The sequence below is a fragment of the Desertibaculum subflavum genome, assembly GCA_003576705.1.
Taxonomy (GTDB): Bacteria; Pseudomonadota; Alphaproteobacteria; order Ferrovibrionales; family Ferrovibrionaceae; genus Desertibaculum; species Desertibaculum subflavum.
Genome location: QOZS01000016.1, coordinates 37045 through 61944, shown reverse-complemented (window position 1 = coordinate 61944; position 24900 = coordinate 37045). Strand labels below are relative to the sequence as shown.

Here is a 24900-nt window from a genome sequence, read left to right as displayed (position 1 = left end):
GTTCCCTCGGGGCCATCATCACCGCAATTCAACGGGCGGCAAAGCCCCGCCCGCCATCATCATCAGCGTGATGGCTGCCCGGCCAAGGCCGGCGCCGTGCGGCGCGGTGGCAGGCCGAGCAAGGCGAGGCTCGTCCAGGGCGAGAGCAGGATCAGCCGGTCGAGCAGGATCGGCCCGAGGATGCCGGCCGCGAGGCCGAGCGGAAACAGCACCCATTCCGAGACCGGGCCGAGGAGGCGCGTCACCGCGATGCGCGTGCCCGCCGTGAAGAAGACGTGGAACAGGAAGATCGTGTAGGAGCGCGGCCCGATCCAGGCGAGCAGGCGGCTTTCCCAGCGCAGGCAGAACAGGCCGGCGCAGGTGGCAAGTGCCACGATCAGGCCGAGCGGCGTCTGCCGGCCGAAGGCCTCGCGCAGCCAGGGCTCCGGCCACGCCACCTGCACGGCGAGCACCGGCAGCACGACGGCGAAGCAGAAGAGCGCGATGGCGAGCCGCGCCCGCGGCATTTCGTTCAGTCGCTCGTCCAGCCGGTGGATGCGCGCGATCAGGCCGAGCAGGAGGAACGGCGCGAGATAGAAGGCGCGGCTGACCGAGAAGATGTCGTGGCCGAACTGCGCGTCCATCACGAAGAGAGCCAGCGCGGCGCCGAACAGGACGAAGACGGTGTAGCGGAAATCGGATCCCGCGATGAGGCTCATCGCGAAGACGAAGCACATCAGCAGGAAGGTCGCCTGCAGGAACCAGAAATGCTCATAGGGGTAGAGGTAGATCATCCAGAACGGATAGGCATTGCCGCCATAGACCGCGGTCTGCATCGCGTAGTGCAGGGCGGCGACGAAGATGAGCGGCAGCAAGAGGCGGCGCGCTTTCTTCTCCACCGCCTCGCGCAAGCCGCCGAGATCGCGGATGAAGGCCTGCAGCACAAAGCCCGAGATCAGGGAGAAGAGCGGCATCCGCACCGTGTCGAGGATGCCGTTCAGGATCGCCAGGACGTGGTCGTCCGGCAGGCGCAGGCCCTTCTCCGGCGAATTGCCGACCACGTGATAGGCGACCAGCAGAATGCAGGCGAGACCGCGAATGGTCTCGATATGGGCCAGACGACGGGGCGGAGAAACGGGCATACGGGCGCCATCCAATCAGCGCCTCACAAGTCCCTTCTGTCGGACCGAGGTGACGAAAATGTGGCGCCGGTCAGAACACCCGGTCGCCGTCCACCGTCACGCGGTGCATTTCGCGGCGGTAGCCGTGATAGTCGTTCAGCGCGTAGTGCTGGGTGCAGCGGTTGTCCCAGAACGCGAGGCTGTCCTTGGCCCAGCGGAACCGGCAGGTGAATTCCGGCTTGACGGCGTGCTTGTAGAGGAAGCTCAGGAGTGGCCGGCTCTCCTCCTTGGTCCAGCCCTCGAACCGGTCGGTGAAGGCGCCGTTGACGAACAGGGCCTTGCGCCCGGTCTCGGGATGCGTGCGCACCACCGGCTGAGCGAGCTCGGCCTTGGCGCTCTCCGACACGTTCGGCTTCATGCTGCGCTTCTCGTTGTTGCGCGCCGCCTCGCTGCCATCGATGCCGTATTGCTTGTTGGCCGAATGCACCGCCTTCAGGCCGTCGAGAATCTTCTTCAGGCCGTCGGACAGCGTCTCGTAGGCGAGGTACATGTTGGTCCACATGGTGTCGCCGCCGTGGGGCGGCACCTCGCGGGCATAGAGGATGGAGCCGAGCGGCGGCTTCTCCAGGAAGGTCAGGTCGGAATGCCAGCCGCCGCCGAAATTCACCCGGTCCTCCTTCTCCTTGAAGATGCGGAGAACCTCCGGATAGCCCTCGAGCGAGGGCGCATAGGGATGCACGTTGAGCGTGCCGAAGCGGCGCGCGAAGGCGAGCTGCTGCTCCGGCGTGATCCGCTGGTCGCGGAAGAAGATTACCTGATGGTCGAGGAAGGCCTGGTGCACCTCCGAGAAGATCTGGTTGTCGAGCGGCCTGGCGAGATCGACCCCCTCGATCTCGGCGCCGAGCGCGCCGGCGATCGGCTTCACCCCGATGCGGCTGTATTGGCCAGCCATAGGTTTCCTCCTGAATTCTCCTGCCGCTAGAGTGCCACGCCGCCGCGGCGTCCGACAACCTCGAGCCTCAAGCCGATGAACCGCCTCGACCAGATCAGCCTTAACAAACGTATCGACGCCCTGTTCGCCCGCTGGGCGACGCCCGGATCGCCGGGCGCGGTGGTCGCCGTGGCGCAGGGCGGCGAGGTGCTGCATCTCGCCGGCTACGGCCTCGCCAGCATCGAGCACGGCGTGCCGATCGGGCCGCGGACGCGGTTCCGCATCGCCTCGGTGACCAAGCAGTTCGTCGTCTCCGCCGCGCTGATGCTGGTGGCGGAAGGCCGGCTCGACCTTGGCGCACGGCCCTCGCGCTATCTGCGCGAACTGCCCGAGTTGCCGGTCAGCATCGACCAGATGATGCGCAATTGCAGCGGCCTGCCGGATTTCCTGGAGCTCTGCCGGCTCGGCGGAATCGGCCTCGACCATCCGCTGCGGCCGGCCGATATCGACGCCGTAGTCGCCCGCTCGCGCCATCTCAACTTCGAGCCGGGATCGCGCTTCCTCTATTCCAACACCAACTTCCTGCTGCTCGGCCGCATCATCGAGCAGATCGAGGATGCGCCGCTGCCCGAGGTGCTGGCGCGGCGCCTCTTCCGGCCGCTCGGCATGAGCGCGACCGAGCTCACGCCGACCGTCGACCAGGTAGTGGCGGACCTCGCCATCGGTTATCTCGGCGACGCGGCGCAGGGCTTTCGCCGCGCCATGCACGGATTTCCGCTGGCGGGCGAGGGCGGCCTCGTCTCCAATATCGAGGACCTGCTGATCTGGTCGCGCCATTACGACCGGCCGCGGCTCTCACCAGCCGACCTGCCAAAGCGACTCGCCGACCGGGCCCCGCTGAACGGCGGCACCGCCAATCCCTATGCCCGCGGTGTGGAGCATGGAACCCTGCGCGGTCTCGCCACGCTCGGTCATGGCGGGCTCTGGCCCGGCTATCGCACCGAGTTCCTGCGCATCGCCGAGACCGATCTCACCGTCATCGTGATCGCCAATCTCGGCAGCCTCGATCCCTATCGCCTGGCACGCGCCGCGGCCGTCGAGGCGCTGCAGGGCGACGAGCGCCTGGCGCCGGCTCTGCCGCCGGCCGACAAGTCCGTTGTCGAGGGCATTGCCGGCACCTGGTTCAACGATGGCGAGCTGGTCCTGTTCGATCTTGCCTGGAAGGATGGCGAGCCCGTGGTGACTCGGAACGGCGTGCCCTTCGCACTGGTCCCCGCCGCCGACGGATGGTTTGCCGCCGATCGCGGTGCCTATGAGATGGCCTTGCGCCCCGCCGGCAGGGACCAGCTCGACATCGATCTCGGCGCCGGCCGGATCGCGCGCTGCCGTCGCGTGGCCGCGCGCACGCCCTTGCCGGATGGGCTGGCCGGCACCTATGTCTCGGCCGATAGCGGGGTCACCTGGACCTTCGCCCCGGCATCCGGCGGCATGCGGATCGACATCGCCGGCCCGCTGCGCGCCGGCGGCCCCGGCGGGATGGCTCACGGCATCGCCGGCGACGCGATCGAAATCGAGATCACCACGTCATGGCTGCCCTTCGAGGCCGTCGCGCGGCTGGAGCGCGACCGCGTCGGCAAAGCGGTCGCGCTCACGGTCTCCAGCAGCCGGATCAAGAACCTGCGCTTCGAACGCGTCGCCACGTGATGGAAATCTATATCGATGCCGATGCCTGCCCGGTGAAGGAGGAGGTCTACCGCGTGGCGCGGCGCTATGCGCTGACCGTGCACGTCGTCTCCAATGGCGGCGTGCGGGTGCCGGCGGAGCCGGGCTTGCGCAACGTCATCGTGGAAGGCGGGCTCGACCGCGCCGATGATTGGATCGCCGAGCACATCGCGGCCGGCGACATCGCCGTCACGGCCGATATTCCACTCGCCGACCGCTGCGTGAAGCGCGGTGCCCGCGCGATCGCGCCCGATGGCCGGGTCTATACCGAGGCGACGATCGGCGCCGCGCTGGCGACGCGCAACCTGATGACCTCGTTGCGCGAGACCGGCACCATTACCGGCGGCGGCAGGCCGTTCGCCAAGCAGGACCGCTCGCGCTTCCTCAACGCGCTGGACGCGGCGGTGCAGGCAAGCCGAAGACAGGGAGGCGCCACATGACGAAGCCGCTGCAAGGCAAGGTCGCGCTGGTCACCGGCGCGGGCAAGAATATCGGCCGCGCCATCGCACTCGCATTGGCCCGCGACGGCGCCGCCGTCATCGTCAACGGCCGCAGCGACCGCGCCGCCATCGAGGCGGTGGCAACCGAGATCGTCGCCGCCGGCGGCCGCGCCACCGCGCATATCGCCGATGTCTCCGACCCGCGCGCCACGGCGCAGATGGTGGAGGCGGCGGCCGGCCAGATGGGCGGGCTCGACATCGTGGTGTCCAATGCCGGGCTGCGCCGACAGACGCCCTTCCTCGATATCAGCGCCGCGGAATGGCGCGAGATTCTCTCGGTCGCGCTCGACGGCGCCTTCCATCTCGCCCAGGCGGCGGTGCCGCATCTGATCCGCCGCGGCGGCGGCGCCATCGTCGCGCTCTCCGGCATCTCCAACCATGTCGGCACGCCGAACCGCGCGCATGTCTCGGCCTCCAAGGCCGGCCTCGAAGGCCTGATGCGGGCGCTGGCGATCGAGCTGGCGCCGCACCGGATCACCTGCAACTGCATCGCGCCCGGCGCCATCGACACGGCGCGCGGCGCCTCCGCCGGCGCCGCGCCCGGCACCATCACCGATCAGACGATCCCGCTGCGCCGCAAGGGCACGGTCGACGAGATCGCCGCCATGGTGCGGATGCTCGCCGGGCCGGAAGGCGCCTACACCACGGGTCAGACCATCCACGTCAACGGCGGCGCCTACCTCACCTGACGGTATCGCCGATAACCGCACGGTAACCCGCTCCCGACACGATCGCCCCATCCGGCCGGCTGGGAGACGACGCGGTGGAGAAAGTGCCGAATATCGAGGGCAGGCTCAGGCTGCTCGGCATCGACATGAGCGCGCGCATGGACGCGAAGCGCTTCCTTCCGGTATTCGAGGCGCATGTCGATCGCATCGTCGCACATTTCTACGACCACATGTATTCCTTCGCCGAGGCGCGCCGCCTGTTCGGCGACCCGCAGAACGTCTCTCGCCTGAGCGAGCGCCAGAAGCAGCACTGGCTGCGGCTGTTCTCCTGCCGGTTCGACGCCGAGTATGTCCGCGGCGCGTTGCATATCGGCGAGGTGCATTATGCGCGGCGTGTGCCGCCTTATCTCTACCTCGCCGGCTACAACTTCTTCCATTGCGAGCTGATCCGCCTTGCCTCGGCGACGATCACGGGCATCGAGGTGCCGCCGCTGCTCGCCGCCATCACCCGGCTGGTCACGCTCGACATGGACCTCGCGCTTTCCGCCTATACCCGCGAGCATTGGCGCGCCGTCGCGTCGGCGCCGGAAGACAAGGTCGAGGTGCTGAGCGGCTGAGGCCGATCAGGCCGGCGGTCGCCAATCCGCGGCGACGGTCGGCCCGATATCGCTCACCGTCGCCCGCCGCATCGAGCGGCGGGACCGCTCGTCGAAAGGCCGGCCGCGATGCATGGTGCAGCGGTTGTCCCACATCACCACATCGTCGGCTTTCCACTTGTGCTGATGCACGAAGCGCGGCTCGGTCGCCAAAGCCATCAGCTCGTCGATCAAGGCCCGGCTCGCGACCTCGTCCATGCCGTAGATGCGCTTGATATGCGCCGCCAGGTAGAGCGACTTGCGCCCCGTCACCGGGTGGGTGCGCACCAGAACCTGCGGCACCGGCGGGGTCAGCGCGCGGCGCTCCGGCGGGATCGTCGAGGCATCGAAGCCGGTGAGGCTGCGCGAATAGTAATAGTCATGCTCGGCGACCAGGCCTTCCAGGGCGCGCTGGCGCGCCGCCGGCAGCGCATCCCAGACGGCTCGCATGTCGGCAAACTCGGTTTCGCCGCCCTCCGGCGGGACCTCCTGTGCCGACAGCATCGACATCTTGGCGGGCGTCTTCTTGAACGAGCTGTCGGTGTGCCAGAGCTGGTTCGAGATGTTGATCAGCCGCCGCTCGTCGTCACGTGCGATGACGGCGCCGTCCTCGTCGAGATTGGAGATGTCGGACAGCTCCGGCCGCTCGAGGCGGCGCCGCTTGCCGACGCCATAGACATAGGTGCCGATCGAGCGCTCGAGCGGCCCGAAACGCTCGGCGAAGGCGAGTTGCTGTGCTTCCGTCAGTTTCTGGCCGTGGAATACCAGTACGGCATAGCGATCGAAGGCCTGTTCGACCGCCTGCCATTCGGCGGGGGCGAGCGGGCGCGAGATGTCCACCCCGCCGATCTCGGCGACGAAATCGGCATGGATGGGTGTCACGGTAACCATCGGCGTTCTTCCCCAAACTGTTCTTGGTTGGCCTGCGGCATCCGCGTCAGCCTAAGGCGGGGCGCCCGTCGTCGCGAGTGCACCCGGTGTCGCAGCGCGGTCAACCGAGCGCAAGGCGCTTCACAAATGCCTCGTCGCGCATCGAGGCCTCCTCGCCGATCAGGTCGTCCGCCGCGGCGGTGCAGAGGTAGACCACCGCCCGAGCGGGCCGGTCCACCGGCTGCAGGTCGCCGCGCGGGATCTTGCTGACCGGGTTGATACCGGAAGCGCGGATCTTGACCTGCATCTCGGTATCCACCGTGCCGGGCGAGAAGCCGAAGATGCGGATGCCGCGCCCTTTCGTTTCCTGCGCGATCGACCGGGTCAGCATCGCGAGCCCGGCCTTGGCCGAGCAATAGGCGCTCCAGCCTTCGAGCGGCCGGTGCGCCGCGCCGGAGGAGACGTTGATGATGGTGCCGCCGCCCGCCGCAACCATTGCCGGCAGCACGGCGCGCACGCCGTGGAAGGCGCCGGTCAGGTTGATGTCGATGTTGCGGGCCCAGTCCTGCGGATCGGCTTCCCAGACTGGCCCGATCGGCTGAATCACCCCGGCATTGTTGACCAGGATGTCGAGCCCGCCGAAGCGCTCGCGCGTCGCCGCGACGAGGCGGGTGACCGACGCGAAGTCCGACACGTCGCCGGCGAGGCCCGCGGCCCTGCCGCCAGCCGCCGCGATGCCGTCCGCCACTTTCGCCGCCAGCGCGCCGTCGCGCGCGGCCAGCATGACCGCGGCACCGGCTTGCGCCAAGGCTTCCGCGGCGGCCTGACCGATGCCCCGGCTGGCGCCGGTCACCAGCGCGATCTGTCCCTGCAACTTGACCATGCCACCGCACCCCGCGTCGATCCGATCGTCACGACGCGGAACTTAGCCGGGCACCGCCAGCTTGCGAACCGCCGAGGTCTTAGCGACGGGAGCGATCGGGATAGAGGACGATCGCCGCGAGCCCGAGACCAAGCAACAGGAGGCCGCTCGCCGGCTCCGGCACGGCACTGAAATTGCCGCGGATCTCGCCGCTGCCGACAAAGCTGGTGTGGACGTTGAAGTAGGCGGCTCCCGCCAGAAGATGGGTCAGAAGCGCCGCCTCCGCGCCGAGCGGCGTGCCGCCGTTGGCGGTGATGAAGGCGGCATTCCATGTCGAGGCCATCGTCGTGTCGAAGGTCATGTCGTAGCTGCCGGACGTGACGCCGGCCGGGAACCCGACGAAGGTCGGCAGCTGGGTCGTGACCCCAGCATTTACCCCCGGCAATCCCGGCGCGTGGATATGCGCGACAGTGACGGTGCCTGTCAGGCCGCTGAAGGTGGCAACCACCCGCATCGTGTGCGCAACCACGTCCAGTTCCACCAGCGCGTCGCCGGTACCGGAACTGCCGAGGACCGCCGGAACTTCGTTTTCAGGACCCAGAACGGCGGTGAAGGCAATCGGCGCCGCTTCCGCCCGCGGCAGGCTTGCCAGGAGGAAACCAGTGAGCACGCATGCCATGGCGAGTTTCATCGTTGCGGCCCTCCGCTGTTGTCCTCTGCTTGAAGAATCGGCATGCAAGAATCAGGGTAACAACGCCAAGTCGTTGATCTCTATTCCCGCGTTCGAGCGCGCTTCGGCGCGCTTGTATGTTTTCCTGACATCGCGCTTCGCGGAACCGCGCTTGGCCACTGGGCGTTGAACAGCGGCTCCGGGCAGCGGCGCCCGCCGGTGGAACTTGCGATGTCGATCAGCACGACCTTCACCCGCTTCGCCGCCGCCATCGCGCGCGCAGCCGGCAAACCGGTCACTTTCGCCATCTGTTGCCTGCTCGTCGTCCTGTGGGCGGTGAGCGGGCCGCTATTCGGCTTCTCCGATACCTGGCAGCTGGTCATCAACACCTCGACCACCATCGTCACCTTCCTGATGGTGTTCCTGATCCAGAACACGCAGAACCGCGACGGCGCCGCCCTGCAGGCCAAGCTCGACGAGCTGATCCGTACCACCGCGGAGGCGCGCAACTTCTTCGTCGGCCTGGAGCACATGGACGAGGAGGAGGTCGAGGCGGTGCGCCGCCAGTGCGAGGCGGATGCCGAGCGGGCGGAAGCGCGCGAAGGCGCGCGGCGCGGCCCGCCGCAGGAGACTCTGGCGCGCCTGTCGCGCAGCATCCGGACCCGCTAGCGCCGCCTCCCGGCGGCATCGGGCCTTGTCACGGCGGCTACAGGTTCTATTGCCATTTGGCGCAAAGTCATATATTCTCTCATAGAGCAAACTATTTGGGAAATCCGTCATGCATGAGAAGCCCGCCGCATTCGGGTCACAACCCGCCGTGCCCGCCCGCCGTACCATTCCCCAGCCGACATCGTCTCGGGACGTTCCCCTCAAGCCGTTGGACGAAATGACCGATGCCGAGCAGCAAGCGTTCTGGCGCCGACGGGTGCGCTGGCGCGAAGTGGCGGCGGAGCTGGCCTCCGGCAAGGGAATCAACGAGATTGCGCGCGAGCTCCAGATCGAACCCTATCGCATCCGGCGCAACCTGGTGCGGTCGGCGCGCTTCCGCCGCTGGATCTACGAAGAGCAGAGCGCCCTGATGGAAATGGCCCGCCGGCGCATGGCGGCGCTGCAGACCGGCCTGCCGGAGGCGCTGGCCCGGGCGCTGGCCGAAGGCAATCCGCGCCTCTTGGCCTGGTTCGCCGAACAGCTGGCGCGCGGCAATCTCGGCCTCGATACCGCCCGATGGAGTACCGCCCCGGGATGGGGCCCGGATTGCCGGCCGAACGCGCCCTCCAATTTCGATACCGGCCTGACCCATCTCGGCGGCGGCGTCGCCCATGGCCGGCGCCGCTGGTCCGGCCTGGAGGCGCTGCTCGCCAGCGCCGTGCCGGCCGAAACCGGGACGCGCAATCCGAAGCCGGATGGCAGTTGATGTGCTCCCCATTGGCCGGAATTGGTCTCGAACTGGCAACTCGACCGGCAAATCTGGCCAAAGCTGGCGGCGACCTGGCGGAATCCGGCGCCAAACGGTGCGGAGCCGGCTTGAATTCCGGGCTCCACCTCCTTCAAAATCAATTACTTAGCTGCTGGAACCCGCACGGATTCCCAACCGCTCCCGGGCCTCCGTTTCGGCTTGCGGCTTGGTTGACGGCCGGCCCCTGCCTGCCTATAAGCGCGGCCCTGTCCGCGGCGCGAACTATGGCGCCGCCACCTCGGAGTTACCGCCGTGAAACGCACCTATCAGCCGAGCCGCCTTGTGCGGAAGCGCCGCCATGGGTTCCGCGCGCGCATGGCGACCGCGGGCGGCCGCAAGGTCATCGCGGCGCGCCGCGCCCGCGGGCGCAAGCGCCTCTCGGCCTGAATCCGATGCCCGGCCGCGTCGGACGCCTGGTCCGGCGCGCGGAATATCTCCGCGTGGCGGCGGCACGGCGGCGGGCGGCGATGCCCGGCCTGATCCTGCAGGCCGCGCCGAGCGAGCTGGGGCCCGAGGCCGCGCCGCGCATCGGCTTCACCGCCAGCAAGCGGGTCGGCAACGCGGTACGGCGCAACCGGGCGCGCCGGCGGCTCAAGGCCGCGGCGGCGCTGGTCATGCCGGCGCAGGCGGCGGCGGGCCGCGATTATGTGGTGATCGCGCGCGAGGCGACGGCGGATCTGCCGTGGGCCGCGCTGGTGGAAGACTTCCGCAAGGCGCTCGGCCGGCTGGGCGCCTTGGCCGAAGGGCGCTAGGTAGCATTCGATGAACCTGCTCGCCCGAGCCGCCGTCCTCTTCCTGCGAGGCCTGATCCAGGCCTATCGCTGGTTCGTCTCGCCGATTCTTGGCGTCAACTGTCGCTTTGCGCCCAGTTGCAGCGAATACGCGCTGGAGGCGGTGACGCGCCACGGCGCGCTCGGCGGCGGCGCGCTGGCCGCCCGGCGGCTCTGCCGCTGCCATCCTTGGGGCGGATCGGGCTTCGACCCTGTCCCCGAGACTTTTTCCTTCACACCTTCTTCCGCGCGCCGGACGAGGGCCAAGATCTCCTGCGACCCTGCCCGATGACCGATCAGAGAAACCTCGTCCTCGCCATCGCGCTCAGCATCGCCATCCTGCTGGGCTTCCAGTACTTCGTGCCCTCGGCACCGCAAAAGCCGCCGCCCGAGGCACAGAAGGCCGGGGAGACCACCGCGCCGGGCCAACAGGCCGCCCCGGCGCAGGTCCCGGGAACCGTGCCGGGCGCGCCGATCGCGCCCGTGATCACGGTGCGCGAACGCGCCGCCGTGCTGGCCGAAAGCCCGCGCGTCGCGATCGACGGCAAGCGCGTCGCCGGCTCGATCAACCTGAAGGGCGCGCGGATCGATGACGTGGTGCTGAAGGACTATCACGTCACCGTCGACAAGAAGAGCGCCAACATCACCCTGTTCTCGCCGCCGGGCACCGAGCATCCCTATTACGCCGAGGCCGGCATCGCCCAGACGAACGGCCTGAAGACGCCGGGACCCGACACGGTATGGACCGCCGACAAGCAAAAGCTCACGTCGGGCGACAGGGTCACGCTCAGCTGGGACAACGGGGAAGGACAGGTGTTCAAGCGCACCATCGCGCTCGACGACAACTACATGTTCACCATCACCCAGAGCGTCGAGAACAAGGGCGCGGCGCCGATCGCGGTGACGCCCTATGCGCTGGTCTCGCGCCACGGCACGCCGGTGACACGTGGCTTCTACATCCTGCACGAGGGGCCGATCGGCGTGATCGGCGGCTCGCTGCAGGAGCCGAGCTATTCCGACATCGCCGAGGCGCGCGAGAAGGCGGTGAAGAGCACCGGCGGCTGGATCGGCATCACGGACGATTACTGGCTGGCCGCGCTGGTGCCGCCGCAAGATGCCGAAGTGACAGCTTCGTTCAAGCATTTCGCCGGCGGCGCCAAGAAAGACATCTACCAGTCGGACATCCTGGCACAGACCCGCGAAGTGGCGCCGGGCGCAAGCACCGAGAGCGTGGTGCGCCTGTTCGCCGGCGCCAAGGAGACCTACACGATCGACGCCTATGCCGAGAAGCTCGGCATCGACCGCTTTGACCGTGCCATCGACTGGGGCTGGTTCTACTGGCTGACCAAGCCGATCTTCCAGGCGATGCACTGGCTGAACGGCGTGCTCGGCAATTTCGGCCTCGCCATCCTCGCCCTCACCGTCGTCATCAAGCTGATCTTCTTCCCGCTCGCCCAGACCTCGTACAAGGCGATGAGCAAGATGAAGATCCTGCAGCCCGAGCTGATGAAGCTGCGCGAGCGCTACAAGGACGACACCCAGCGCATCAACCAGGAGATGATGGCGCTGTACAAGAAGCACAAGGTCAACCCGGCGGCGGGCTGCCTGCCGATCGTGGTGCAGATCCCGGTCTTCTTCGCGCTCTACAAGGTGATCTTCACCACCATCGAGATGCGGCACGCGCCGTTCTACGGCTGGATCAAGGATCTCTCGGCACCCGATCCGACCAGCTGGATCAACCTGTTCGGCCTGCTGCCCTACGACGTGCCCAATCTCGGGCCGCTCTACTTCTTCTCGCTCGGCGTGTGGCCGATCCTGATGGGCATCTCGATGTTCCTGCAGCAGAAGCTGAACCCGCAGCCGGCCGACCCCGTGCAGGCCAAGATGTTCATGCTGATGCCGATCTTCTTCACCTTCCTGCTCGGCAGCTTCGCGGCGGGCCTGGTCATCTATTGGACCTGGAACAACCTGCTGTCGATCGCCCAGCAATGGACGATCATGCGCCGCATCCCGCAGCCGAAGACGACGTGACGGAGACGGCCGCGGATATCTCGGCGGGGGCCATTGAGGCCGGCCGCAAGCTGTTCGCGCAGGAATGCCGCTTCATCTTCGGCGCCACGCGGCTGGACGCGCTGCCGCCCGACGACCTGCCGGAGGTCGCTTTCGTCGGCCGTTCCAACGTGGGCAAGTCGAGCCTGGTCAACGCCCTGACCGGGCGCCACATGCTGGCCCGCACCTCCGACACGCCGGGCCGCACGCAGCAGCTCAACTTCTTCGATCTCGGCGGCCGGCTGATCCTGGTCGACCTGCCGGGCTATGGCTATGCCAAGGCGCCGAAGGACAAGGTCGAGGCCTGGAACCGCCTGGTGCGCGCCTTCCTGCGCGGGCGCGCGCCGATCCGCCGCGTGCTCGTGCTGGTCGACGCGCGGCACGGCGTCAAGGATGTCGACCGCGAGGTGATGAAGCTGCTCGACCAGGCCGCGGTCGTCTTTCAGGTCGTGCTGACCAAGGCCGACAAGGTGAAGCCGGCCGCGCTCGAGGCCGTGCTTGCCGCGACGGTCGCCGAGACGCGCAAGCATGTCGCCGGGCATCCGGATATCGCCGTTACCTCGTCGGAGACAGGGGCCGGCATTCCGGCCCTGCGCGCCGTGCTGGCCGAACTCGCCGCGCCCGCTATGGTGGCGGCTCAAGCCTGATTGCTCTATAAGCCCGCCGCCATGACCGAGCCTCAGCATCCGAGCCTGCCGAGCCAGAAGATCCTGGACACCGCCAAGACCCTGTCGGAGGCGCTGCCCTATATGCGCCGCTTCGCCGGGCAGACCTTCGTGGTCAAGTACGGCGGCCATGCCATGGGCGAGGATGCGGCGGCCGAGCTCTTCGCCCGCGACGTGGTGCTGCTGAAGCAGGTCGGCATCAATCCTGTCGTGGTGCACGGCGGCGGCCCGCAGATCGGCGCCATGCTCGATCGTCTCAAGATCAAGACCGCCTTCATCGACGGATTGCGCGTCACCGACCGCGACACGATGGACGTGGTCGAGATGGTGCTGGCCGGGTCGATCAACAAGCAGATCGTCTCCGCCATCAACCAGCAGGGCGGCATGGCGATCGGCCTCTCCGGCAAGGACGGCAAGCTGATCGAGGCGCGCAAGCTGCGCCGCGCCAAGAGGGACGAGAATTCCAATGTCGAGAAGATCCTCGACCTCGGCTATGTCGGCGAGCCGTCGAAGATCAATACCGACATCCTGAAGCCGTTCCAGAATTCCAACGTCATCCCGGTGATTGCGCCGATCGGGGTCGGCGATCACGGCGAGAGCTACAACATCAATGCCGACACCGTGGCCGGCGCCATCGCCGCGGCGCTCGGCGCCTCGAAGATGATCATGATGACCGACGTCGCCGGCGTGCTGGACAAGGAGAAGCGGCTGATCGCCAGTCTCTCGCCCAAGGACGCCTATATCCTGCTCGGCGACGGCACCATTTCGGGCGGCATGATTCCGAAGGTCGAATGCTGCCTCAATGCGGTGCGCGACGGGGTCGGCGCGGCCCATATCCTGGATGGCCGGCTGCCGCACGTGCTGCTGCTCGAGATCTTCACCGAGCACGGCATCGGCACGATGATCAGCCGCTCTAAGCAGCCCTGAAGAAGTCGAGCTGCTGGGTCAGCTCCTCCGGTGCGAAGGGATAATCCGTGCCGTTCCGGGCATAGACCATCTCGCGCGGGCCGATGCCGGCGATCTCCGACTGCAGGCGCAGCGCCAGCCGCATCGACAGCTTCGCCGACCAGGCCAGCGCCACGATGCCGCGCGGGCTGCGCAGCGCGAAGACGCGCTCCACGCCCGGCACCGGCAGGCCGGATTTCTGCGAGAGATAGTTCATGACGAAGGAACGGTCGCCGCGATCGAGCGCCGCCGCGACCTCGTCGCCGTCGCCGCCCACCGGCAGGTCCGGCTCCTCCTCGGCGAGCTTGCGCTTGGTCTGCGCGCGCAGCTCGCCCTGTACCGTCTCGTCGAGGCCGTGCCGCTCGCTCAGGCGCTCGAGCAGCGCCGCCGAGACGAACTCGGCGATGCGGCGGATCGCCCGTATGGAAAGCTCGGGGCGGAATACCAGCGGCCGGTGCAGCGCATCCACGCCCTTGGCCGTCTCGATGATGCGGTCGAGGGTCTCCTCCCGCACCTGGGCCGAGCGGTTGGCGAGCAGCGTGGCGATCGCCGGCACGTCGATGGTGGCGACGATGGCGTCGGAAAGATCGGCCGAGAGCTCGCGCCGACGCGCGATGGCCGAGAGTGCGGCGCTGGCGATGCCGCTCGCGATGATCTCCCGCAGGTCGGCATCGCCGAGCAGCGGCGAGAATTCCAGGATCGGGGCCGCGACCTCGGCCTCGATGTCGCGCGCCAGCTTCAGCGCGATCGATTTGGGGATGTACGGACTTTCCTTGATCGCCTCGGCCAGGATGGCGCGCACGCGGGGCAGCTGGTCGCGCGCCAGGGTGTCGATCGTCCTAACCGTCAGGTCGCGCAGGCGCTCGGTCTGGGACGGCGCCAGGTCGGGCAGCAGCTTCTGGATCTTGCCGGCGAGCTCGATCCTGACATCGTCATCGCCGTCGGCGGTCAGCAGCAGGTCGGCCTGCCGCGGCGCCGCCGCGTTGCCGGCCACCGCGCGGCGGACCGCCGGATCGGCGTCCTCGGCGAGGTAGTAGAGGATCTCCGGCTTGGTATCCTCGCGTCGTGCGAGGTCGCGCTTCGCCTTCGCGCCGCCGACTTCCGCCGCCTGCTTCTGCTTCTCGTAATCGGGCGTCGGCGCGCTGCCGAACATGCCCCTGATCACCCTGCCCAGCATCAGCCCCCTCCCTGCTCCTTCCTGGCACGCTTCGCCGCGTACATCGCGGCATCCGCCGCCACGATCAGCTCCTCCGGATCGACCTCGCCATCGGTCCCGACCACGCCGATCGAGGCTCCGAAGCCTCCGGCCGCCGGATAGTCGCATCCGGCTCCGGCGATCGCCGTCTTCAGCGCCGCGATCCGCTCGCCCTGGTCGACCGTGCCGACACGGTCGAGCCAGACGACGAACTCGTCGCCGCCGATGCGGCCGACCAGGTCCGTCTCGCGCACGTTCTCGCGCAGGACCTCGGCAACCTGGCGCAGCACGGCATCGCCGGCGGCATGGCCATAGCCGTCGTTGACCGCCTTGAAGCTGTCGAGGTCGAGGTAGAGCAGAAGGCCGCGGTCGCCGTGCCGACGCGCCTGGGCCAGGCGGACGGAAAGATCCTCGAAGAAGGCGCGACGGTTCAACGCACCGGTCAGCGGATCGATGCGCGCCATCTCCTGCAGCCGATCGGTCGCCCGGCGCAGCGCCTCCGCCTGACGGCGCGCCTCGGTGACGTCGCGGCAGACCCCACGCGCGCCTTGCCAGAGCCCGGCTTCGTCGTAGCAGGGCACGGCGGACACCTCGAAGATGCCGATCTCGTCGGCGGCCAGGGCAAGCCTGACCTCGACCGCCTCGCAGGGAGAGCGGCTCTCGAACGGCGAGGCCTCGCCGCCGCGCCAGTGGCGCAGGAAGTCGAGCACGGGCCGACCGGCCACTTCGCGCGCCGGACGGCCGAGCGCGCCCTTGGGCGAGACATAGGCGAACCGACCGCTGGCGTCGGTCTCCCAGGCGAAATCGACCGAGCAGCGCACGAAATCGTTGAGCCGGCTGCGCGATTCCGCGAGCGCGTTGATTAGGCTGCGTTCCGCCGTGACGTCGTGCAGAAGCACCAGCGCGCCGCCATCGTCGACATTGCGAAACACCTGGACCACGCGCTCGACGCCGCCGGACCGTAGCCGCACCGAGGACGGCCCGGCGGCATCGCCGAGCAGCGACGGCAGGCCGGCGGTTGCCAGCAGCGCATCGAGCAGCCCTTCGGCCAGCCGGTTGACGGCCATGACCGCCGTTCCCTGCACGCGCAGCGCCGGCAGCGGCAGATCGTTCAAGCCGACGGCCACATCGTCGGCCGGCAGCTCGCGATGGGCAACGGTTCGGGGGATGATGACGGCGCTCACGGCTGGCGTACGATCAATGGCGGCCCTGCCCGCCTGGACATCAAGCGGGCCTTGGTGGACGATCACGCAGCCGAGTTAACATTTGTTGTAGCAAATGCCGCCAAGACCGCCCGACGGAAATGACAGGATCGATCCCGCGGCGATCGATACCTGGATCTTCGATCTGGACAACACGCTCTATCCGGCGCGCTGCAACCTGTTCGCGCAGATCGACCAGCGCATGGGCGAGTTCATCCAGGCCCTGCTCGGGCTCGACGCGGTCGCCGCCAAGGCCTTGCAGAAGCAGTATTTCCGCCAACACGGCACCACCATGCGCGGCCTGATGAACGAGCACGGTGTCGACCCGCATGCGTTCATGGAACATGTGCACGCGATCGACCTGGAGCCGGTGCCGCCCTCGCCCGCGCTGGCCGCGGCTTTGGTCCGCCTGCCGGGCCGCAAGATTGTGTTTACCAACGGCTCGGTCGCCCATGCCGAGCGTGTGCTGGCCCGGCGCGGCATCGCCGAGGCCTTCGGCGGGGTGTTCGACATCGTCGCATCCGAGTTCCGGCCGAAGCCGGATCCGGAGCCCTATCGCGTGCTGTGCGCCCACTACGGCGTGACGCCGGCCCGTGCGGTGATGGTGGAGGACATGGTGCGCAACCTGCTGCCGGCGCATGCCATGGGCATGCGCACGGTGTGGGTGCCGACCGCGGCCGAGTGGAGCCGCGACGGCGCCGATCTCGACCACGTGCACCACATCGCCGAGGATCTGGAAGCCTGGCTGATCGCGCTGGCGGAGGGCGCTGCCGTCACACCGTGATCAGCAGGTTGCCAAGCCTGTCGATTTCGACCCGGCAACCCGGCTCGACCACGGTGGTCGCATCGAGCTGCTCGACGATGGCCGGGCCGTCGAAGCGGGCGGCGCGCGGCATCCTCTCGCGGCGGTAGATCGGCGTCGTCACGAATCCACCTTCGAACCAGACCTCGCGCAGGCCGGTCTGGGCCGCTTCCAGGCTCGCGCCCGCCTCGATCAGCCGCTCGAGATCGACCGCCGGACGCAGCCCGATCACCGCCGTGTGCAGGTTGACCAGGACCGGGCGAAGCTCCGCCAGCTCCACCTCGAAGCGGCGCCAATAGGCGCTCGCGAAGGCCTCGGCGAGGCCGGCCCGCGTGACCGTCGCATCGGCGAGGTCGACCGACAGAATGTGACTCTGGCCCTGGAACTGCATGTCGGCACGGTGCACCACGCGAACGCCCTCGATCGGCACCGCCTCGCGCTGCAGCAGCGCGCGGCCTTCCGCCACCTGCTCGGCGAGGATGCCGCGCGCGAGGCTTTCGTCGAGTTCCGGCAGAGGCTGGTTCACTGTGCGCACGAAATCGTGGCGCAGATCGGCGACCACGCAGCCGAGCGCATTGGTGATGCCGGGCCGCGCCGGAATCAGGACGTGCGGAATGCCGAGTTCGCGCGCCAGCGCCACCGCGTGCAAGGGCCCGGCGCCGCCGAACGCGAACAGCGCGAAGTCGCGCGGGTCGTGGCCGCGGGCGAGCGACACCATGCGGATCGCGCCGGCCATCCGGTCGTTGGCGATGCGCAGGATCGCGGCCGCCGTCGCCTCCGCGTCGAGGCCGAGCGTTGCGCCCGGCTCGGCCGCCAGCCGATCGCGCACATGCGCCACCGTCACCTTCCGGCCGACCGCCAGCAGGCCGTCCGGATTGAGGCGGCCGAGCACCAGATTGGCGTCGGTGATGGTGGGACGCGTGCCGCCGCGGCCATAGGCGATCGGGCCGGGCACGGCGCCGGCGCTTTCCGGGCCGACCTGCAGCAGCCCCGCCTCGTTCAGATGAGCGATGGAGCCGCCGCCGGCGCCGATTGTGTGCACGTCGACCATCGGCACGTGAATCGGCATCGCATATTCGAGCTCGAGCTCGGCCGAGAGCGAGGGCAAGCCGCCCATGATCAGCCCGACATCGGAGGACGTGCCGCCCATGTCGTAGGTGATGACATTGGGGAAGCCGGCGGCGGTGGCGACCCGCGCCGCCGCCATGACGCCGCTGGCCGGCCCGGACATCACCGTGTTGACCGCCGATTCCGCGACCAGTCCGGCGGCGACGGTGCCGCCATTGCCCTGCATCACCAGCAGGTCGCGTGCGAAGCCGCGGGCGGCAAGCTCGCCCCGCAGCCGCGCGATGTAGCGATGCAGCACCGGCTGGATGGCGGCATTCACCATCGCGGTCACGCCGCGTTCGTATTCGCGGTACTCGGACAGGACGGCGTGGCCCGCCGTGACATGCCCGTCCGGCCACAGGCTTTCGACGATCTCGACCGCACGTTTCTCGTGCGCGGGATTGCGATAGGCGTGCAGGAAATGGATGACGATGGCCTCGCAGCCCGCCGCGATCAGCGCTTTCGCCGCCGTCGCAACGCCGGCCTCATCCAGGGGGCGCACCACTTCCCCATCCGCATCCATGCGCTCAGCCACTTCGAGGCGCAGCTCGCGCGGCACCAGCGGCTCGAAATGCCCGGTCATGCCATAGGGCTTGGGCCGGGTGCGGCGGCCCAGCTCCAGCACGTCGCGGAAGCCCTTGGTGGTGATCAGGCCGACGCGCGCGATCTTGCGCTCCAGCAGCGCGTTGGTCGTCGCCGTGGTCCCGTGCACGATCGCCGCGACATCGGCGAGCGCGAGACCGGCGGCCTCGATGGCGTGGAGTACGCCGAAGGCCTGGTTCTCCACCGTGGTCGGCACCTTGGCGATGCGAGTCTCGCCGCCGCCGACCGCGATCAGGTCGGTGAAGGTGCCACCCACATCGATACCGACCACCAGCGCCATCAGCTCACCACGCCATGTCGAGAATCTGCAGCACGTCGTCCTCGCTCTTGATCGGGCGCGGGTTGGTGCGCACCCACATATTGCCGAGCGCGCCCTTGGCGATGTCGGGGAACTGGTCGCGTGTCACCCCGCAATCGCGCAGGCGGCGCGGCTGGCCCAGCGCCTCGACCAGTCCCGCTACGGCCGCCGCCGCGTCGCCGTCCTTGCGGCCGAAGGCCTCGGCGATCCAGCGCTGCCGCTCGGTGGTGTGGTCGCGATTCCAGGCCAGCACCGCCGGCAGCATGATGCAGGAAGTGTGCCCGTGGCCGATGCCGGTGACCGCGCCGAGCGAATGCCCGATGCCGTGGCTGGCGCCATATTGCGCGCGGCCGATGCCGAGGCCGGACAGCCAGGCCGCTTCCTGGCAGGCCAGCCGCGCTTCGAGGTCATTCGGCCCGGATTTCGTGCGCGGCAGGGCTTCCTTGAACAGGCGCAGCGCATGCAGCGACGTGCCGTCGACGATGGCCGAGGGCGTGATCGAGCAGATGCCTTCCACCGCATGGTCGACGCCGCGGATGCCGGTGGAGAACCAGAGATCGCCCGGCGTGTAGAGCGTCGCCGCCGGGTCCATGATCACCGCGAGCGGCCCGATCTCGCGCGCGGTGAAGGCGTCCTTCACCTTGCGCTTGGGATCGGTGCAGCCGCCGATATTGCTGAACTCCGCCGCCGAGAGCGTGGTGGGCACGGCGATCTGGCGATAGGGCGGCGGCTTGATCGCGGGCACGAAGCGACTGCCATCGGGATTGAGCCTTGGATGCCACTCGCCCATCGCGTCGACATCGCGCACATCCTGGGCGAGGCAGACCAGCATCACTTTCACGGTGTCGATCACCGTGCCGCCGCCGAGGCTGACGATCAGGTCAGGCCTGGCAGCCCGCGCCGCCTCGGCCGCGGCGATGACCGTGGCGCGCGGCGTATGCTCCTGGCATTCGTCGAACGTGCCGGCGCAGCGCGGCCCGAGCGCATCGCGCACGGCGGCGACCACCGGCGTCTTCCGGTTGAGGCTGCGGCTCGCCACCAGGAAAACGCGTTGCGCGCCCAGGCGATCGGCCTCCGCCACGGCGGCCTCCGCCGCCGGCTTGCCCCAGATGATCCGTTCCTGCGCGAGGAAATCGTAGGTTCCGCTGCGCATGCGTGCCTCCCTGCTCACACGCTGAGATAGGCGGCCCTAACCGCCTCGTCGGCGGCGAGCTCGGCCATGCTACCCGAATATCGGATACCGCCCTTCTCGATCACATAGGCGCGGTCGGCGACCAGGCCGGCGAAATGCAGGTTCTGCTCGGCCAGCAGCACGGCGACGCCATGTGCCTTGAGGTCGCGGATGGTCGCCGCCATCTGTTCGATGATCACCGGGGCCAGGCCCTCGGACGGCTCGTCGAGCAGGATGCAGGCGGGGTTGCCCATCAGGGTGCGGGCGATGGTCAGCATCTGCTGCTCGCCGCCCGACATGCGCCCGCCGGGCCGGCCGCGCATCTCGCCGAGATTGGGGAACAGGCGGAACAGCCGCTCCGGTGTCCAGGGCTCAAGACCCTGGCGCGGCGGCCGGCGGCCGACCTCCAGGTTCTCCGCGACGGTCAGGTCGGTGAAGATGCGCCGCTCCTCCGGCACGTAGCCGAGGCCGAGACGCGCGATGGCATGCGGCGCGAGCCTCTCGGTCCTGTACCCGGCGAACTCGATCTCGCCGGCGGCAGGCCGCACCAACCCGATCAGGCATTTCATCGTGGTCGACTTGCCGGCCCCGTTGCGGCCGATCAGCACCACGACTTCGCCCGCGCCCACCTCCAGCGCCACATCGGCCAGGATATGCGCGCGCCCGTAATAGGCGTGCAGGCCGCGCGCGATGAGCATAGCCTCAGCCATGTCCGAACGTCGTCCCGCCGCCGAGATAGACCTGCTGCACGCGCGGGTCGGCGCGCACCTGGGCGGGCACGCCGTCGGCGATCAGCTCGCCCCGGTTCAGCACGATGATACGGTCGGCATGGGCGAAGACGACATCCATGTCGTGTTCGGTGAACAGCACCGCGATGCCCTCGACGCGGACGATGCCGGCGACCAGCGCCATCAGCTCGACCCGCTCCCGCGGCGCCATGCCGGCGGTCGGCTCGTCCATCAGCAGGAGGCGTGGCGTGTTGGCAAGCGCGACGGCGAGCTCCAGCCGCTTGAGGTCGCCATAGGCGAGCACCGCGGCGGCACGCTCCGCCTGGTCGGCCATACCGACCCGGGCGAGCAGTGCCTCCGCCTCCGCGCGGTAGAGATCGCGGGCGCGCGGCCACAGGCCGAGCGTGCGGCGGTGATGCGAGATCAGCGCCACCTGCACGTTCTCACGCACCGTCATCGAGCCGAAGGTGGCGGTGATCTGGAAGGTGCGACCGACGCCGAGGCGCCAGATCTGCCGCGGCTTGAGGCCCACGATCTCGCGCCCGTCGAGGCGCACGCTGCCGCGGTCGGGCGCCAACTGGCCGTTCAGCATGTTGAAGCAGGTGGTCTTGCCGGCGCCGTTGGGGCCGATCAGGGCGAGCAGGTGGCCGGCCTCGACGGCGAAGGAGACGCCCTGCACCGCGGCGACGCCGCCGAACGACTTGGCGAGACCCTCGACCTGCAGCACCGTCATGTGACTTCGCGCATGAAGCGGCCGCGGATGAAGCCGACGATGCCCTGCGGGAAGGCAATCACCAGCAGAATGATCACGCCGCCGAGGATGGCGCGCCAGAACTCGACCCGGCGGGCGATCTCGTCCTGCAGCCAGGTGAGAACGGCGGCGCCGACCACCGGGCCCGTAAGAGTCTGCACGCCGCCGAGCAGCACCATGACCAGGCCGTCGACCGAGCGGGCGATGGCGAGCGTTTCCGGCGAGATCGAGCCCTTGGAGAAGGCGTGCAGCACGCCGGCCAGGCCGGCGAAGCCGCCGATCAGGGCAAAGGCGAACCACTGATGCCGGCGCACGTCGATGCCGATGGCGTCAGCGCGCAGCGGCGAATCGCGGCCCGCGCGCAACACCGCGCCGAACGGCGCGAAAACGAGATGGCGAAGCGCGACGATCGCCACGACGCAGAGGATCAGCGTCACGTGATAGAAGGCCGATTTCGAGGCGAGCCAGGCAGGCGGCCAGAGCCCGATCAGGCCGTTGGAGCCGCCGGTGAAGCTGTCCCACTGGAAGGCGACCGACCAGACGATTTGCGCGAAGGCGAGCGTCAGCATGGCGAGATAGACGCCGGACAGGCGGACCACGAACCAGCCGAACAGCAGACCGCCGGCAAGCGCAACCAGCGGCCCCAGCACGATCGTCGTCTCCATCGGCAGGCCGGCACGCAGCACCAGCAGCGCCGCCCCATAGGCGCCGAGCCCGAAATAGGCGGCATGGCCGAACGACACCATGCCGCCCGGCCCCATCAGGAAATGCAGGCTGACGGCGAACAGCGCGAAGACGAAGATGTCGATCAGCAGCACCAGGACATAGCCGTCGGTCGCGACCGGCAGCACCAGCAACGCCGCGCCGAGGCCGGCCGCGGCAAGCTTCAGATAGCCGTGCAGCGGCCGGAGCGGCGGCTCCGTCGCGGCGGCATGGCGCGGCTCGCCGCCCGGCCGGCCGAGCAGGCCCCAGGGCCGGACCACCAGCACGATGGCCATGACGATGAACTCGACCACTAAGGTCAGTTTGGAGAACGAGATCTCGAAGCCGCCGAAGGAGACATCGCCGAGCCCGATGCAGAGGGCCTTGATCTCGCCAATCAGCAGCGCCGCGAGGAAGGCGCCTGGAATGGAGCCGAGGCCGCCAACCACCACCACGACGAAAGCGTCGGAGATCACCGTGATGTCGAGGAAGAGCTGGGCCGGCTCGCGCGGCACCTGCAGCGCGCCGCCGAGGCCGGCGAGCGCCGCGCCGAGGGCGAACACGCCGGTGAACAGCCAGGCCTGGTTGACGCCGAGCGCCGCCACCATGTCGCGGTCCTGCGTCGCCGCGCGCACCAGCACGCCGAACCGCGTCCGGTTGAGCACCAGCCAGAGCAGGCCGAGGACGAGCGGGCCGATGGCGATCAGCACCAGGTCATATTCCGGAAACGGCCGGCCGAGGATGGACACCGCGCCGCGCAGGCCCGGCGCGCGGGGGCCGAGCAGATCCTCCGGGCCCCAGATGGCCAGCGTCGCGTCCTTGATCACCAGCACCAAGCCGAAGGTGGCCAGCAGCTGGAACAGCTCCGGCGCCTTGTAGATCCGCCGCAGCAACAGGATCTCGACCACGAAGCCGAGCGCGCCGACCGCCACGGCCGCGGCCAGCACCGAGGCCCAGAAGCCGAGCGCCGAGCCGCGGCCGAAGCTTTCGGTCAGCGTATAGGCGATGTAGATGCCGACCATGAAGAACGAGCCGTGCGCGAAATTGACGATCCGCGTCACGCCGAAGATCAGCGACAGCCCCGCTGCCACCAGAAACAGCGACGATGCGCCGGCAAGGCCGTTGAGCAGCTGGATGACGAAGGTGGCGAGGGTCACGGGTCAGGCTTGATAGCCCTCCCTCGTGCGCAGCACGGGGGAGGGTTGGGTGGGGGCGGTGGGGGAAAGGCGCATGGCATCAATTGCGGCCACCACCCCCACTCCGGCCCTCCCCCGCGCCGCTTCGCGCCACGAGGGAGGGAGTCGATCTCACTCCGCCGGGCGGAGCTTCTTCACCTCGGCGTCCGGCGGCAGGTAGTCCTTGCCGTCGGCGAACTTCCAGTCGACCATCACGCCCTTGCCGTCCTTCAGCGCGAGCTTGCCGACATAGGCGCCCATGGTCGATTGATGGTCGAGCGCGCGGTAGGTGATCTGGCCGATCGGCGTGCCGAGCTGGAGGCCCTTCATCGCCGCGACCATCTTTTCGGTATCGACCGCGCCCGCCTTCTTCAGCGCCGCCACCACGCTCTGCACGGTCGCATAGCCGACCACCGAGCCGAGCCTGGGATAGTCGCTCCACTTCTTCTGATAGGCGGCGACGAAGGCCTTGTGCTCCGGCGTCGCGATCTGCTCCCAGGGATAGCCGGTGACGATCCAGCCGGGCGGCGTCTCGTCCTTCAGCGGATCGAGATATTCCGGCTCGCCGGCGAGCAGGTTCAGCACCACCTTGTCCTTGAACAGGCCGCGGGTGTTGCCTTCGCGCACGAACTTGGCGAGGTCGGGCCCGAACAGCGAGGAGAAGATCGCGTCGGGCTTGGCCTGGGCGATGGCGTCGACCACGGCGCCGGCCTCGATCTTGCCGAGCGGCGGCGCCTGCTCGACCACGAACTCGACGCCGGGCAGCTTCTCGGCCAAGAGCTTCTTGAACGCCGCCGTGGCCGACTGGCCGTACTCGTAGTTCGGATAGACGATGGCCCACTTCTTCTTGCCGGACTTCGCCGCTTCCGGCACCAGCATCGCCGTCTGCATGTAGGTCGAGGGCCGCAGACGGAAGGTGTACTTGTTGCCGTTGTCCCAGACGATCTTGTCGGTCAGCGGCTCGGCGGCGACGAACAGCACCTTGCGCTGCGCCGCCAGGTTCGAGACCGCGAGGCCGATATGGCTGGCGAAGGTGCCCATCAGCAGCGAGACGTTCTCGCGCGTCAGCAGCTCCTCGGCGACGCGCACGGCATCGCCCGGCGTGCCGTTGTCGTCGCGGCTGATCACCTCGAGCTTGCGGCCCAGCACGCCGCCGGCGGCATTGGCCTCCTCCACCGCCAGCTGCCAGCCCTTCTTGTAGGGCTCCAGGAAGGCCGGGAAGTTCTTGTAGGAGTTGAGTTCGCCGATCTTGATCGGCTCCTGCGCCGCCGCACCGGTCGCCGCCATCGCGCCGAGCGCGAGGCCGAGTATGAGCTTCCGCAT

The 24900-nt window shown here is 68.7% G+C and carries 26 protein-coding genes; 13 read left to right on the top strand and 13 right to left on the bottom strand.

What is annotated here, in order from left to right:
* Window positions 1–62: 62 nt before the first annotated feature.
* Both DT074_RS10635 and DT074_RS10630 read right to left on the bottom strand, forming a co-directional pair.
* On the bottom strand, window positions 63–1121 hold the full coding sequence (locus DT074_RS10635) for an acyltransferase family protein (protein ID WP_119419824.1): 1059 nt from the start codon (window positions 1119–1121) through the stop codon (window positions 63–65).
* Window positions 1122–1191: 70 nt separating this feature from the next.
* The gene (locus tag DT074_RS10630; protein ID WP_119419823.1) at window positions 1192–2052 is read right to left on the bottom strand and encodes a TauD/TfdA dioxygenase family protein; all 861 of its coding nucleotides are present in this window, start codon (window positions 2050–2052) and stop codon (window positions 1192–1194) included.
* 75 nt (window positions 2053–2127) lie between these two features.
* Between DT074_RS10630 and DT074_RS10625 the strand changes: the two genes are divergently transcribed.
* The 4 genes from DT074_RS10625 (at window position 2128) to DT074_RS10610 (ending at window position 5538) form a co-directional block, all read left to right on the top strand.
* Window positions 2128–3735 carry a serine hydrolase domain-containing protein gene (locus tag DT074_RS10625; RefSeq protein WP_119419822.1) on the top strand — a complete coding sequence of 536 codons (1608 nt, stop codon included), beginning with the start codon at window positions 2128–2130 and terminating at the stop codon, window positions 3733–3735.
* Window positions 3735–4193, top strand: coding sequence for a YaiI/YqxD family protein (locus DT074_RS10620; RefSeq protein WP_119419821.1), 459 nt, complete (start codon window positions 3735–3737; stop codon window positions 4191–4193). Before DT074_RS10625 ends, DT074_RS10620 begins: the two co-directional genes overlap by 1 nt.
* Entirely contained in the window at window positions 4190–4942 is a 753-nt protein-coding gene (locus tag DT074_RS10615; protein ID WP_119419820.1) for an SDR family NAD(P)-dependent oxidoreductase, read from the top strand. The genes DT074_RS10620 and DT074_RS10615 overlap by 4 nt, the downstream gene beginning before the upstream one ends.
* Before the next feature lie 74 nt (window positions 4943–5016).
* The gene (locus tag DT074_RS10610; RefSeq protein WP_119419819.1) at window positions 5017–5538 is read left to right on the top strand and encodes a protoglobin domain-containing protein; all 522 of its coding nucleotides are present in this window, start codon (window positions 5017–5019) and stop codon (window positions 5536–5538) included.
* A 6-nt stretch (window positions 5539–5544) separates the two neighbouring features.
* Here DT074_RS10610 and DT074_RS10605 read toward each other — a convergent pair whose 3' ends face one another.
* The 3 genes from DT074_RS10605 to DT074_RS10595 all read right to left on the bottom strand — a co-directional run bounded on the left by DT074_RS10605 (window position 5545) and on the right by DT074_RS10595 (window position 7979).
* The gene (locus DT074_RS10605) at window positions 5545–6447 is read right to left on the bottom strand and encodes a TauD/TfdA dioxygenase family protein (RefSeq protein WP_119419818.1); all 903 of its coding nucleotides are present in this window, start codon (window positions 6445–6447) and stop codon (window positions 5545–5547) included.
* A gap of 100 nt (window positions 6448–6547) precedes the next feature.
* The gene (locus DT074_RS10600; protein WP_119419817.1) at window positions 6548–7309 is read right to left on the bottom strand and encodes an SDR family oxidoreductase; all 762 of its coding nucleotides are present in this window, start codon (window positions 7307–7309) and stop codon (window positions 6548–6550) included.
* 79 nt (window positions 7310–7388) lie between these two features.
* Window positions 7389–7979, bottom strand: coding sequence for a CHRD domain-containing protein (locus DT074_RS10595; RefSeq protein ID WP_119419816.1), 591 nt, complete (start codon window positions 7977–7979; stop codon window positions 7389–7391).
* Window positions 7980–8189: 210 nt separating this feature from the next.
* Between DT074_RS10595 and DT074_RS10590 the strand changes: the two genes are divergently transcribed.
* From DT074_RS10590 to argB, 8 genes are all read left to right on the top strand, one after another.
* The gene (locus DT074_RS10590) at window positions 8190–8627 is read left to right on the top strand and encodes a low affinity iron permease family protein (protein WP_119419868.1); all 438 of its coding nucleotides are present in this window, start codon (window positions 8190–8192) and stop codon (window positions 8625–8627) included.
* A 217-nt stretch (window positions 8628–8844) separates the two neighbouring features.
* A complete protein-coding gene (locus DT074_RS10585) occupies window positions 8845–9372 on the top strand; it encodes a hypothetical protein (RefSeq protein ID WP_119419815.1) in 528 nt (175 codons plus the stop codon).
* 294 nt (window positions 9373–9666) lie between these two features.
* Window positions 9667–9801 (top strand): 50S ribosomal protein L34, encoded by a 135-nt coding sequence (gene rpmH / locus DT074_RS10580; RefSeq protein ID WP_119419814.1) that lies wholly within the window; start codon window positions 9667–9669, stop codon window positions 9799–9801.
* A 5-nt stretch (window positions 9802–9806) separates the two neighbouring features.
* Complete coding sequence (gene rnpA / locus DT074_RS10575) at window positions 9807–10166, top strand: ribonuclease P protein component (RefSeq protein WP_119419813.1); 360 nt, start codon at window positions 9807–9809, stop codon at window positions 10164–10166.
* 10 nt (window positions 10167–10176) lie between these two features.
* Complete coding sequence (gene yidD, locus DT074_RS10570) at window positions 10177–10476, top strand: membrane protein insertion efficiency factor YidD (protein WP_119419812.1); 300 nt, start codon at window positions 10177–10179, stop codon at window positions 10474–10476.
* A complete protein-coding gene (gene yidC, locus DT074_RS10565; protein WP_119419811.1) occupies window positions 10473–12215 on the top strand; it encodes a membrane protein insertase YidC in 1743 nt (580 codons plus the stop codon). Before yidD ends, yidC begins: the two co-directional genes overlap by 4 nt.
* Window positions 12173–12880: a ribosome biogenesis GTP-binding protein YihA/YsxC gene (gene yihA / locus DT074_RS10560; RefSeq protein WP_119419810.1), complete on the top strand. Its 708-nt coding sequence runs from the start codon at window positions 12173–12175 to the stop codon at window positions 12878–12880. Before yidC ends, yihA begins: the two co-directional genes overlap by 43 nt.
* Before the next feature lie 21 nt (window positions 12881–12901).
* Window positions 12902–13825 carry an acetylglutamate kinase gene (gene argB / locus DT074_RS10555; RefSeq protein ID WP_119419809.1) on the top strand — a complete coding sequence of 308 codons (924 nt, stop codon included), beginning with the start codon at window positions 12902–12904 and terminating at the stop codon, window positions 13823–13825.
* Here the strand turns inward: argB and DT074_RS10550 are convergent.
* Entirely contained in the window at window positions 13812–15020 is a 1209-nt protein-coding gene (locus DT074_RS10550) for a DUF2336 domain-containing protein (RefSeq protein WP_119419808.1), read from the bottom strand. The two genes, argB and DT074_RS10550, sit on opposite strands and share 14 nt — an antisense overlap.
* Entirely contained in the window at window positions 15020–16222 is a 1203-nt protein-coding gene (locus DT074_RS10545) for a diguanylate cyclase (RefSeq protein ID WP_119419807.1), read from the bottom strand. The genes DT074_RS10550 and DT074_RS10545 overlap by 1 nt, the downstream gene beginning before the upstream one ends.
* 94 nt (window positions 16223–16316) lie before the next feature.
* Here DT074_RS10545 and DT074_RS10540 point away from each other — a divergent pair, with 94 nt between their 5' ends.
* Window positions 16317–17024: a pyrimidine 5'-nucleotidase gene (locus DT074_RS10540; protein WP_119419806.1), complete on the top strand. Its 708-nt coding sequence runs from the start codon at window positions 16317–16319 to the stop codon at window positions 17022–17024.
* Here DT074_RS10540 and DT074_RS10535 read toward each other — a convergent pair.
* The 6 genes from DT074_RS10535 to DT074_RS10510 form a co-directional block, all read right to left on the bottom strand.
* Entirely contained in the window at window positions 17014–19032 is a 2019-nt protein-coding gene (locus tag DT074_RS10535; protein WP_119419805.1) for a hydantoinase/oxoprolinase family protein, read from the bottom strand. The genes DT074_RS10540 and DT074_RS10535 overlap by 11 nt on opposite strands.
* A 4-nt stretch (window positions 19033–19036) precedes the next feature.
* Window positions 19037–20203, bottom strand: a complete 1167-nt coding sequence (locus tag DT074_RS10530) for an iron-containing alcohol dehydrogenase (protein WP_119419804.1) — start codon at window positions 20201–20203, stop codon at window positions 19037–19039.
* Window positions 20204–20217: 14 nt separating this feature from the next.
* Window positions 20218–20931 carry an ABC transporter ATP-binding protein gene (locus DT074_RS10525; protein ID WP_162914801.1) on the bottom strand — a complete coding sequence of 238 codons (714 nt, stop codon included), beginning with the start codon at window positions 20929–20931 and terminating at the stop codon, window positions 20218–20220.
* Window positions 20924–21682 carry an ABC transporter ATP-binding protein gene (locus DT074_RS10520; protein WP_119419802.1) on the bottom strand — a complete coding sequence of 253 codons (759 nt, stop codon included), beginning with the start codon at window positions 21680–21682 and terminating at the stop codon, window positions 20924–20926. The genes DT074_RS10525 and DT074_RS10520 overlap by 8 nt, the downstream gene beginning before the upstream one ends.
* Complete coding sequence (locus DT074_RS10515; RefSeq protein WP_119419801.1) at window positions 21679–23559, bottom strand: ABC transporter permease; 1881 nt, start codon at window positions 23557–23559, stop codon at window positions 21679–21681. The genes DT074_RS10520 and DT074_RS10515 overlap by 4 nt, the downstream gene beginning before the upstream one ends.
* Window positions 23560–23709: 150 nt before the next feature.
* Window positions 23710–24900 carry an ABC transporter substrate-binding protein gene (locus DT074_RS10510; protein ID WP_119419800.1) on the bottom strand — a complete coding sequence of 397 codons (1191 nt, stop codon included), beginning with the start codon at window positions 24898–24900 and terminating at the stop codon, window positions 23710–23712.

Bases quoted from the DNA above. Each gene is read 5' to 3' on its own strand.
- yidD (WP_119419812.1), top strand. From the start codon at position 10,177: ATGAACCTGCTCGCCCGAGCCGCCGTCCTCTTCCTGCGAGGCCTGATC.
- DT074_RS10535 (WP_119419805.1), bottom strand. From the start codon at position 19,032: ATGGCGCTGGTGGTCGGTATCGATGTGGGTGGCACCTTCACCGACCTG.
- DT074_RS10520 (WP_119419802.1), bottom strand. From the start codon at position 21,682: ATGACGGTGCTGCAGGTCGAGGGTCTCGCCAAGTCGTTCGGCGGCGTC.
- DT074_RS10525 (WP_162914801.1), bottom strand. From the start codon at position 20,931: ATGGCTGAGGCTATGCTCATCGCGCGCGGCCTGCACGCCTATTACGGG.
- DT074_RS10630 (WP_119419823.1), bottom strand. From the start codon at position 2,052: ATGGCTGGCCAATACAGCCGCATCGGGGTGAAGCCGATCGCCGGCGCG.
- DT074_RS10600 (WP_119419817.1), bottom strand. From the start codon at position 7,309: ATGGTCAAGTTGCAGGGACAGATCGCGCTGGTGACCGGCGCCAGCCGG.
- argB (WP_119419809.1), top strand. From the start codon at position 12,902: ATGACCGAGCCTCAGCATCCGAGCCTGCCGAGCCAGAAGATCCTGGAC.
- DT074_RS10615 (WP_119419820.1), top strand. From the start codon at position 4,190: ATGACGAAGCCGCTGCAAGGCAAGGTCGCGCTGGTCACCGGCGCGGGC.
- DT074_RS10510 (WP_119419800.1), bottom strand. From the start codon at position 24,900: ATGCGGAAGCTCATACTCGGCCTCGCGCTCGGCGCGATGGCGGCGACC.
- DT074_RS10595 (WP_119419816.1), bottom strand. From the start codon at position 7,979: ATGAAACTCGCCATGGCATGCGTGCTCACTGGTTTCCTCCTGGCAAGC.
- DT074_RS10540 (WP_119419806.1), top strand. From the start codon at position 16,317: ATGCCGCCAAGACCGCCCGACGGAAATGACAGGATCGATCCCGCGGCG.
- DT074_RS10625 (WP_119419822.1), top strand. From the start codon at position 2,128: ATGAACCGCCTCGACCAGATCAGCCTTAACAAACGTATCGACGCCCTG.
- DT074_RS10550 (WP_119419808.1), bottom strand. From the start codon at position 15,020: ATGCTGGGCAGGGTGATCAGGGGCATGTTCGGCAGCGCGCCGACGCCC.
- yidC (WP_119419811.1), top strand. From the start codon at position 10,473: ATGACCGATCAGAGAAACCTCGTCCTCGCCATCGCGCTCAGCATCGCC.
- rnpA (WP_119419813.1), top strand. From the start codon at position 9,807: ATGCCCGGCCGCGTCGGACGCCTGGTCCGGCGCGCGGAATATCTCCGC.
- DT074_RS10585 (WP_119419815.1), top strand. From the start codon at position 8,845: ATGACCGATGCCGAGCAGCAAGCGTTCTGGCGCCGACGGGTGCGCTGG.
- yihA (WP_119419810.1), top strand. From the start codon at position 12,173: ATGGACGATCATGCGCCGCATCCCGCAGCCGAAGACGACGTGACGGAG.
- DT074_RS10590 (WP_119419868.1), top strand. From the start codon at position 8,190: ATGTCGATCAGCACGACCTTCACCCGCTTCGCCGCCGCCATCGCGCGC.
- DT074_RS10635 (WP_119419824.1), bottom strand. From the start codon at position 1,121: ATGCCCGTTTCTCCGCCCCGTCGTCTGGCCCATATCGAGACCATTCGC.
- DT074_RS10530 (WP_119419804.1), bottom strand. From the start codon at position 20,203: ATGCGCAGCGGAACCTACGATTTCCTCGCGCAGGAACGGATCATCTGG.
- DT074_RS10620 (WP_119419821.1), top strand. From the start codon at position 3,735: ATGGAAATCTATATCGATGCCGATGCCTGCCCGGTGAAGGAGGAGGTC.
- DT074_RS10605 (WP_119419818.1), bottom strand. From the start codon at position 6,447: ATGGTTACCGTGACACCCATCCATGCCGATTTCGTCGCCGAGATCGGC.